This window comes from Paenibacillus liaoningensis (genome assembly GCF_059609455.1).
Window position 1 is genome coordinate 199251 of sequence record NZ_JCAALU010000009.1, and the last position, 10787, is coordinate 210037.

The window sequence follows — 10787 nt, forward strand, 5'->3', positions numbered from 1 at the left end:
TGAAGGGGTGAATTGCTCGGCTTTACAGCGAAACTTTTTGTTGGGTATGAACGTCTATATAAAAAAAGATGTGGAGTGATATTTTAATGCAGACAGTTGTTTCTGGAAGCTCAAGATTGAAATGGCGTTTTTATGTAGCCATGTTGTTGGTTGCAGCATTGCTCTTTCCAGCGTTGCCGGGCAGTAGTGAAGCGGCTTCTAATGCGAGTAGCATTAAACCTGTGTACATAAACAGCAATTCTTATGTGAAGCTGGATAGCGCGGATATACTATCGACAAGCAAAGGAAAGACGGCTAGCTTTACGATCACGCTTTATAACGGAGGAAGCAAAGCAATTAATCTTCAGGACTATTGGTTCCGTTTAGCGTCTACCAGTGGGACAAAATATACCTTGTATATGCTGGACACTGATAAAACGAAAAAAACCGTTCAGGCGAATTCGAATGTTACTTTGACTTTTTATAGCGAGTTGCCGTCAAGCATGACTTTGCCTAAGCTCATTTTTAAAGTCGTGAAGTTCGATTTCAGTGTTGCCGGTTATGAGAAGACTTTAGGACAATTTAAGTTTCCAGCAGATTATTCTACAGATGTTAAAGCAGGCGGCTATACCTCTGTGAAGTTGAACAGCACTCCTGTAAATATTAGAATCAGCAAATCTACCATGTCCACAAGCACAGATAATAATACGGTTAATATTGAACTCGCTATGCGTAATACCAGCAGCTCTGAGCTGTCGCTTGGTAACCTGCAGTTTCTGGCTCAGTCGGCAGCTGGGGGCATGTACAAGATGAAAGTCACTTCGACTACCTCGGGTACAGCAGAAGCTATTGTATTGCGTCCAAAGATTCTTGAAACGATTAAATTAAGCATCACCCTTCCTAAATCCGTTTCTACTAAAGGACAAAAGCTTGTTATTACACAAGGGATTAGCTCTGGCTCGGGCGAAGGGGCATCGACGTTATCTTTGCCTGTGTCAAAAATAGGGTATAATTTGAAAACAGCAAATACATCAACAGCAACAAATTATGAATATATTAAAGACGACTATACTTACAAAATGAATGTTGCCTCTATTCAAAGAAATACATGGGGCGGTGAGGACAGCTTGATCGGAAAGCTTGTTATTACAAACACAAGCTCTAAAACAGCTCCAATCCCGGCAGTTGAAGGTTCATTGTATCTTGGAGATAATGCAGCTGTGAAGACAACAATCATTCCATTCACAAACCCTGTAGCTATTCCAGCTAAGAGCTCTATAACGATCTATTATACGGGTACGGTTCCTACAACTACATCGTTAACTGATCTAAAGCTCAAGCTTTTTGAGAAGTCTGGTGAATCACAAACAGAATTAGCTGCATTGAAAACACCTGCTGCTATCGTACCGAAATCTATTGCTATTGGTAGTGAAAACAATGTTAATGATATCGGAGAAAACTTCACAGTAAATTTGATGAAAACCCAATTGTTTGAAGGTACTTCTAACAATCTTTATGCAGTTTATATGGATGTTACAAATAAGCAATCACGTGCAATTGCAACTTCCAAGCTTGTAGGCTACCTGAAAACAGCCGATGGGGATAAATATGATATTAAATTGTTGAAAACAAGCAATTTGATTAATCCTGGCAAGAAGGAACAAATTATTGTTACGACAGAGGTACCAAAACAGCTTGATTTAGCAGGCTCAACGGTTGTACTGGGTAGTGCTTTTAATGCTCAAGGTATTGTTAAGAAAGATGATGCTGAAATTTCAGGTTTCGTAAATCCTGTAAGCTATGCATTGCCACAATATAATCAGACAGTTACAACCGAATTTAATAAGGTACAAGTTGGTCCTTATACGATTAATATGGATAATATTATTACTTATTTGACGGATGATAAAATTGATGTTGATTTCTCTGGTCAAGTAACGAAGGATAGTAGCTATGAAGGCTTTAGCGCTAAAAAGTTCACTTTTGCCATCGAAGATCAATCTACTAATCTTTCGATGATTAATGCTCCATTTGAACTTGAAGGTGCTGCTGGTACCGCAGGTCAATATGTATGGAAAGTTGGCAATAACTATACAAACATCGTCCAAAGCGTAACAGATAAGCTCGTTGCTAAAACCATACAGCTTACGATCTATGAAGAAATTAATGGATATAAAACAAAGTTAGTTTCCAAAAATATTAAATGGTCGGCATACTTGAACTGGGCTGACCCAAATAATAAGGAATTTTAATTTCAAATTAGATTATTAGAATAATGTAGTTAATTTTTAAAAAATCAGGTATCTTATTAAGATACCTGATTTTTTGATGAGAGGAGTAATAGAGTTGAAGAAAACGACAATGAAAGTGGCTATTGGTGCAGCACTCCTATTGGTAGGCTTCAGTATTGGCATGCTCAATCCGAAAGCAATAGAAGCAGATGGCGTATCAACAACTCCGGGCTCTATTGACGATCCTGTTATTACAAAAAGTTATTTAGATGAGCAGCTTGCTAAAGCATCTGGTGGCAGCAGCGGTGCGGGTACTGGCTCAACTGGTACGTCCAACGCTCAGGCTTCACTACAAGTTGTTAGTGTACCTAGTGGCAAAGTGCTGCTTGGTGATGAAGGAACAGAAATCATTCTTCGCGTAGGTAAAGCAGTAGCCTACAGCTCAGATAGCAGTGGTATTGTGGATATAACGGATGGCAAGGATCTGGTTAAAGGTAATTCCATCGCTAGCAACCATCTTTTACTAATGCCTCGCTCGGGCAGGGGAGTTATGGCCGCTACAGGCTACACTAAATCGCTAACGGTATTGGTGCGTGGCGGGTACAAGCTGCAATCCGTTAACTGAGTTAGTATAATTTGTGTAAGTTGACAATAGATTATACGCTTGAACAAATGTCCTGAGGTTAATATAAGAGCATGCTCCCATCATCCAACAGTGAGGTGTTCTTATTATGAGTCGTTCTAATAAAGTAGCTGTTCCACTTAGTAAAGCAGCGCTGCAGCAAATGAAATATGAAATCGCTGAAGAATTTGGGCTATACACTTATGCTTCCCAACGATCCGGAGACGATACGGAGTTTGCGGGAGAACTGGGATCAGTACCACAAACTACTGGTTCAGTCCATTGGTCACAGCTTTCCACAAGACAAGCCGGTTCCGTTGGCGGGGAAATGACGAAACGCCTTGTGGCGCAAGCAGAGTCCGTTTTAAACGGTTATATTTAAAATATAGGAAAGGATATGATTTAGCCATCCATTCTCTATATTTCTCGGACTGAAACGCGCCACGCAGCAGAGGACGGCGACAGCCGTTTCACCTTAACCTTTACTGAAAATTAATTCTTATCGGGATAGTATCCATTGACAGGAAGCGACATTTTCGGTAACATACTTTATTAGAGAGTTGTAAAACAGCCTTTTCCATAAGGAAAAGGTTCGTTTTTTGTTTATAAGTTCTGAACTTATTTATATTAAAGCTGTAGGAGGTTGATACGGGTGTCAATTAAAGGTCGTCATTTGTTTACATCAGAATCAGTAACGGAAGGTCATCCCGATAAGATTTGTGACCAAATTTCCGATGCAGTATTGGATGCATTTCTGGAGTCAGATCCATATGCGCGTGTAGCGTGTGAAGTATCTGTAGCGACAGGACTTGTTCTCGTTATTGGTGAAATTAGCAGCCGTGCGGACTATGTCGATATTTCGGCTATCGCACGTCGTACAATTAAAGAAATTGGGTATACTAGAGCTAAGTTTGGTTTCGATTCCAGCACTTGTGCGGTTCTGACTTCGCTTAACGAACAGTCCGCTGATATTGCTCAAGGCGTCAACGCTGCCCTTGAAACACGTGATGGCAAAGATATTCAACAAGAGAACGAAGATATTGGTGCTGGTGATCAAGGCTTGATGTTTGGTTTCGCAACCAACGAGACACCAGAACTTATGCCTCTTCCGATCGCGCTATCGCACCGTATTGCACGTCGCTTGTCTGAAGTACGTAAAAACGGTACACTCGAATATCTTCGTCCTGATGGCAAAACTCAAGTTACAATCGAGTATGTCGATGGTAAGCCGGTACGTGTTGATGCAATCGTTGTATCTACACAGCATGCTGAGGAAATTAGCCTAGAGCAAATTCAAAGCGATATTCTTGAGCACGTTATTAAACCAGTTGTACCCGTTGAATGGCTGGACGCTGAAACAAAATACTACATTAACCCAACAGGCCGTTTTGTTATTGGCGGTCCTCAAGGTGATGCAGGTCTTACTGGTCGTAAAATCATCGTTGATACGTACGGCGGTTACGCACGTCACGGCGGCGGTGCATTCTCCGGCAAGGATCCTACAAAAGTTGACCGTTCTGCGGCGTACGCAGCCCGTTATGTAGCTAAAAACATCGTTGCAGCTGGACTTGCTGATAAATGCGAAATTCAGCTCGCCTACGCAATCGGCGTGGCAAATCCGGTTTCTATCAGTGTAGACACATACGGAACTGGTAAAGTGGATGAAGAGAAGCTGGTTGAAGTTATCAGCAGCAACTTTGATCTTCGTCCTGCAGGCATTATTAAAATGCTGGATCTGCGTCGCCCAATCTACCGTCAAACAGCTGCTTATGGTCACTTCGGCCGTACAGATGTGGATCTTCCTTGGGAACGCGTTGACAAAGCGGATAAGCTGAAAGCAGATGCTTTGGCTTAATAACTATTTTTAATATGATACTCTAAGATATAGCTGTGAAAAGGAACACCCCTAGAATAATCATTGGTAGACCTATGTGTCGATCAATTTATTCAAGGGGTGTTTTTATATGGAAAATTAGGCTTAATATTAATTTGATAAGTATTTCAAGATTGATTTCTCTTTTTAAGTTCTGTTTTGGTCATGCTAAGGTGAACTGATTTGGATTAAATTTCTTGACTGATTGATATACATTGGCATATCATTCAATTAAATACTTCAATTAAGTTTTTAAATTATATATTTCCTTATTTGGATTATAATTTAGTTTAGGGAGCGGGATTAACTTGAAAATAAGTCTAATAGGTAAGAATTTAGTAGTGGCAACTCTAGCATCAACAATTTTCTTATCAGGTGCTACTTTGCCTAATATAATTAAGGGTGACTTTAACTCAGCTAAGGTCGCAGCGCATGGAGAAAGAATAACCTTACAAGGTCCGGATGGTTTGAGTTATGTTGTCGCATTCGTAAATGAGCATTTATGGCTTCTAAGAGATGGATCTTCAACTTGGATTCAACAAGTAACACCACAAAGACTAGCAGGGAATGATTACAGGGATGCTTATCTAGTTGGAGCCAGCTTTAATGGAAATAATATAGTAGCCTCAGTAAGATGGCCAGGCCCAGGCCTAGTTACATACACTTCTACATTTTATAATGTTCCGTCTATTCCTGATCGTGTAGTCATTCAAGCAGAATATTTAGATCCCGCCCGCCCTCTTGCCTATATATCCATACCGGAGATTGGTCAAATCTCCAGATTTGAATATTACTATCAACTCGGTGATCAGGGAACTTGGAATAAAATCGAAAAAATTTCAGTGGGTTTAAACGGCCCAGTTAAATTAGGAGGCTTTACAGTAGCTGAAAATGTGAAAATTAATGTTAGAGTTGATTTAATTGCTACAGGGCAGACCATAGCTACTGGATCTTATGATTTAACTACCGTGCAAGTTCGTAATAAAAATCTTACAGGCCCTGACGGCAAGCTGTATAAGCTCTCTATTTTGAATAACAAAACGATTGAAGTAAGAAACTCCCAAAACAACGTAATTGCTTCTTACAGCATTCCTAATCCGGTCATTGGCGATCTGAGCTCCTATCTAGCTCTAGATTACATGCAATATATGAAGTGGGAAGGCAATGATTTAGTTGTAACTGCATTTGTCCGGAAGGTATCATTACAGACAGGAAGCTTTGTTACAGTAAGATTCAACAATCTGACTGCTCTAAATCCATAAAGGTTCAGAGTTTCTGGAACGGAAATTATTTAATCCATAATGTTAGGGACGTTACGAGAGATCGTAGCGTCTTTTTATTTTATAGCCAAAAAGATAGTAGATAATATTTTATTCATTGGAAATTATCCGGAAAACCTACATTTTCGGCGTTCAGAAGCCGACAAATAAGGTACGAGTGTAAATTTTTGGGGAGTGAATGAAATGAGTCGTTACAAAATTAGTATTCTTCTAGTATTCGTACTCTTGCTACAAATTGCATTGCCGCCAAGTAGCAGCCTTTTGACCAACGAAGTGCATGCGGCAGTCAACGGTCCTATTATTACAAGCAAATCACCAGCTAATACTTTTGGAAATGTCGGACTCGGTGCGCCTCTTTCCTTTACTTTTGATGAAAGTGTAATAAAAGGAACAGGCCCTGCTTCAATTACGATCTACAATTATTCGAATAATACACCATTTGAGACGTTTAATGTTGCAACTAGCAATCGAGTTGCCATTGATGCTACTGGTAGAACGGTTACGGTACAGCCAAGTACTTCTTTTGCTGTAGGCACCGAATATTATGTATTCATTGACCAGGGCGCATTTGTAAATGCATCCAATGGCGCGAATTTTAGCGGCATTTCCAATGCTGCGGATTGGAACTTCAGAACAGTAAGTCAGGTTGACAGTACACCTCCAGACTTGCGGTCTGCGGTGTCGCCCGCTCCTGAATCGGGCGGGGCGCTCATTACGACTACAATAACGATCCCATTTAATGAAAATGTATATACGACATATGGGGCGATTACGCTGGTATCTGCTCCAAGCGCAACAGCTTATGACTCTAGAGAAATAGCGGTCAATTCCGCTCAGGTAGTGGGCAGTGGCACTTCCACTCTGACGATTAAACCTTCTGAAGCGCTCTATCCGAATACGACCTATACAATTACGATTCCTAGTCATGTCATTCAAGACAGCTCAGGCAACCGCTATGCCGGAACGACATGGCGTTTTACAACTGCGCCAGCGCCAGTTAATGCAACGGGCTTAACACCTGGAAATTCCGCGACTTCTGTCGGAGTAAGCAGTTCTTTTAGCATGAGCTTTGATAAAAATGTGAAAGCGAACGCTGGGAAATACATAAGCCTCGTGCGCGTAAATGATAATTATGCGGATCGCTATCAGGCTACAGATACGTCCCGTATCATCGTTAGCGGAAATACCGTTACCTTTACACCTCCGAAGCTGCTTGCAAACACACGCTATTATATTTTAATCGATGCAGGAGCCTTCGCGGACAGTGCGACTGGGGACTGGTTCCAAGGTATATCCAATGCTGCTACGTGGAGCTTTACGACGAGTCCAGGCGATGAGACTGATCCGCCACGGATTCAGAGTACTTATCCTGCCCACACGGCAGCAATCGGAACGCTTAACTCCAGCATTGAAATAAACTTTACGGAGCCGGTTTATCCGAGCGCAGGCAATATAGAAATTCGCAACTCGAACAATACCATTTTTGCCACTATTCCCGTGACCTCAAGCTATGTAACGGGTGGCGGAACGAGCAAAATTACGATTAACCCGAATAAGACCTTTATTAACAATTCGCAGTATTATGTGGTTATTGGGAGCAGTGCTTTCCGTGATGCCGCGGGGAACTATTTCGCCGGACTTTTAGCGAACAACTGGACGTTCCGGGTAACTCAAGATACCGTAAGGCCAACGATTGAGTCACAAAATGCCGTTAATAATACGCAAAATGTACTTACAGATGCGTACTTCTCTGCTATTTTCAGTGAGACTATAGTAAAAGGCACAGGTACGATTACGATTAGACCGGTTACACCAGCACCTGGTGTAGTCGATATTCCAGCTAATTTCTACATTAATCCAGACAACAGCCGTCAAATAGTCATTACGCTTCCAACAGGAACGACGATGGCTCCGAACACGAATTATTATATCGAGATTAGCCCAACAGCAATCTACGATTTATCGGATAATGCGTTCCTAGGTATTCAGAATGCTTATCAATGGGCTTTTAAAACAATAGGTATTGATACGACGCCTCCTGCTGTTAGCAAGATGGAAGTCAAAGGCTCTACTATCGTCATGACCTTTAACGAGGATCTTAAAGCAAGCTCTGTCCCGGCCTTAAGCAGCTTCTATATTACGGTTAATGGCGAGCGGCGTGAATTGCTGTCGGCTGCTGTATCGGGAAGTACCGTTACGCTGACGTTAGCAGGGACGCTCGTTAATATTCAGACGGTCAAGCTTTCCTATTCCAAGCCTACGACGACAACTGGGGGTATACAGGATCTCGTTGGCAATCAAGCGCTAAGCATTGCGAATCAGGACGTGGCATTTGCAGTTGATGCTACAGCGCCAACGCTTTCCAGCGGAACGGCAACAGGCAGCGTTGTAACGCTCACATTCAATAAAGCGTTGGCTTCCGTCAATAATTTGGCGTATCAGCAATTCCGCGTCAATATTGGTGGTGCCTCCTATACACCGACGGCTATTAGTATCAATGGCTCGGTTGTCACGATGAGTGTAAATGCGACGATCGCCAATCAGTCCGTTTACGTCTCTTACACACCGGGCAGCTATCCGCTTAAAAGTACGGATGGAGCCAATGTGGCCGCTTTTAGCAGCTACTACATTACGAATACGGTTGATGTAACAGCTCCAACGCTGCAAGGCGTATATGCAAATGGCAGCATCATTACGCTCAGCTACAACGAGACGCTGAGCACGAGCGCTATTCCGCCTGTGAGCAGCTATACAGTCAGCGTAAATGGCAGCCTCCGTTCGATCGTGCAAATATCGGTGTCCGGCAGCCAAGTACTGCTTACACTAAGCTCGGCTATCAGTTCAAGCGATACGATTTATGTATCGTATAATATGTCTTCACCAAGAGTGGTGGATCTGGCCGGAAATGCGGCAGCAAGCTTCTCGACTCAAAAAGCATCCATGGGATCTGCAAATAGCTCGCTTTACTCAGCAGTCATTAAAGGAAATTCGCTTGTGCTTACATTTGGAGAAACGATGAATAGCTCCTACGTGCCATATACAACGCAATTTTCCGTTATGGCGGGCAGCTCGACGGCTTCGGTTACAGGCGTATCGATTAGCGGTTCTACAGTTACGCTTACGCTCGCAACGGCGATTGCTTCGACGAGTTCGGTGACCTTTAGCTATTATGCTTCAGGAACGACGCTTCGTACTTCATCGGGCAAAATCATTGAGAACATTTTGAGCCAGTCTGTCACGAACAGCTCGTCAATCATTGATTTGATTCCAGGAGAGTTCACCCAATCGTCCGATGGCGGTGTTCTCATGACAAGCGGTGCTTTTACAAAGACGTCGTATCAGACCGCTTCAGGCAGATCGTCAGTGAAATATTCCATTTCAGCGGAAAAACTAGCTCCTGCCTATCAGGCGGCAAGAACGGCCGGCCTTACGAGATCGCGAATTATTGTAGAGATTCCGAATTCTGAAAATGCGGCTGTCGTAGCAGTGCCACTGTCCACACTGCTCAATGCGAGTTCTATCAATACGAATCCGTTTTTTGTTGTAAAATACAATGGCACATCGTATGAAATTCCGCTCGGTGCCTTAAATTATTCCAAGCTTACAAGCTCTGTGGGGACAACGGGCGAGCTATTAATTGAGCTTGAGCTTGGCACCACATCGCTAACGTCGGCATTGACGAATAGGCTGAATCTATCAACGATCTCACTATTATCGGGAATTGTTCATTTTCAGCTCTATGCAGTTAGTGGTACAATGAAAAGCGAGATTACAGAGCTTAACAGCTATGCGACTTTAAGCGTGGATACATCGTTGGCTGTGACGAGAAAAAATACAGCAATCGTGCGGGTTGACCCTGTTGCGGGTGCATTGACCTACGTACCGACGATATTTTCCACTTTGAATAACAAGACGGTTGCTACTTTTAGAAGTAAAAGCATCGGCGCTTTTGCATTAGTTAGCAATTCTGTCAGCCTTATTGATATTAGCAGTCATTGGGCTGGGCCAACGGCGCAGTCGCTTGCCAACAAAAATATTGTTGCAGCGCGCACAGGCAACCAATTCGTTCCAGACAAGCCTATTACCCGCGGTGAGTTCGCAACTTATATTGCGAAGGGACTGGGGCTTTCAGGCAATAAGGCAGCAGCAGCCAAATATTCGGATGTTAATATAGGCACTGAGCTTGCCGCCTATATTGGAGCAGCATCGGAAGCAGGCATCGTGCTTGGCTATACGGATGGAACATTCAAAGCAGATAAATATATTCAACGCCAGGAGATGTCGGCAATGATGACGCGCGCAGCAAGTGCAGCTGGCGCCACCATTCAACTGCCATCTTCAGCCTCTACGTATTTGCAGCCATTTACTGATCGCAACAGCATCAGCTCATGGGCGCGTACGGATGCGGCAAAAGCGATTTATACCGGCGTAATTGGTGGTAAAACTACTAAAACCTTTAGTCCTTTGACGAATGCAACCCGGGCAGAAGCAGTCGTCATGATCAAGCGCTTGTTAGAGCATATTCAATTTCTAAACACGTAGTAAATTGGTACCAGCCCCGGGACACCTTGCATAAAGGTTGTACGGGGCTTTTTTTGTAGCTATATACATATTTGGAATTTCATTCACTTGAGAGAGGACTGATGCCGCAGCGACAGGCGCTCACAGCAAGAAGCAGGATCAGAGACGAACGCTGTTGCCATACGACAAAATTCGCAAAAATCGGAAGATTAGCGGAACTTTTTGCACCTCTTTATAGTCTATATTTAATAGGCTTAGTAGATTAGGCTGCTGCTGCCATC

General features: G+C 42.9%; 6 protein-coding genes. All 6 read left to right on the forward strand.

Annotation, left to right across the window (positions count from 1 at the left end; translation table 11 throughout):
* The first annotated feature begins 86 nt into the window (after positions 1-86).
* The 6 genes from AC6B99_RS15315 (at position 87) to AC6B99_RS15340 (ending at position 10527) form a co-directional block, all read left to right on the forward strand.
* Complete coding sequence (locus tag AC6B99_RS15315; RefSeq protein WP_496663654.1) at positions 87-2231, forward strand: hypothetical protein; 2145 nt, start codon at positions 87-89, stop codon at positions 2229-2231.
* Between the two features lie 94 nt (positions 2232-2325).
* Positions 2326-2835 carry a hypothetical protein gene (locus AC6B99_RS15320; protein ID WP_496663655.1) on the forward strand — a complete coding sequence of 170 codons (510 nt, stop codon included), beginning with the start codon at positions 2326-2328 and terminating at the stop codon, positions 2833-2835.
* Positions 2836-2941: 106 nt separating this feature from the next.
* A complete protein-coding gene (locus AC6B99_RS15325; RefSeq protein ID WP_496663656.1) occupies positions 2942-3214 on the forward strand; it encodes an alpha/beta-type small acid-soluble spore protein in 273 nt (90 codons plus the stop codon).
* 270 nt (positions 3215-3484) lie between these two features.
* The gene (gene metK, locus AC6B99_RS15330) at positions 3485-4687 is read left to right on the forward strand and encodes a methionine adenosyltransferase (RefSeq protein WP_494882360.1); all 1203 of its coding nucleotides are present in this window, start codon (positions 3485-3487) and stop codon (positions 4685-4687) included.
* 326 nt (positions 4688-5013) lie between these two features.
* The gene (locus AC6B99_RS15335; protein ID WP_496663657.1) at positions 5014-5967 is read left to right on the forward strand and encodes a hypothetical protein; all 954 of its coding nucleotides are present in this window, start codon (positions 5014-5016) and stop codon (positions 5965-5967) included.
* A gap of 201 nt (positions 5968-6168) precedes the next feature.
* Complete coding sequence (locus tag AC6B99_RS15340) at positions 6169-10527, forward strand: Ig-like domain-containing protein (protein ID WP_496663658.1); 4359 nt, start codon at positions 6169-6171, stop codon at positions 10525-10527.
* Positions 10528-10787 lie beyond the last annotated feature (260 nt).

Excerpts from the sequence above, each read along its gene's own strand:
- AC6B99_RS15340 (WP_496663658.1), top strand. The coding sequence starts at position 6,169 with ATGAGTCGTTACAAAATTAGTATTCTTCTAGTATTCGTACTCTTGCTA.
- AC6B99_RS15325 (WP_496663656.1), top strand. The coding sequence starts at position 2,942 with ATGAGTCGTTCTAATAAAGTAGCTGTTCCACTTAGTAAAGCAGCGCTG.
- AC6B99_RS15315 (WP_496663654.1), top strand. The coding sequence starts at position 87 with ATGCAGACAGTTGTTTCTGGAAGCTCAAGATTGAAATGGCGTTTTTAT.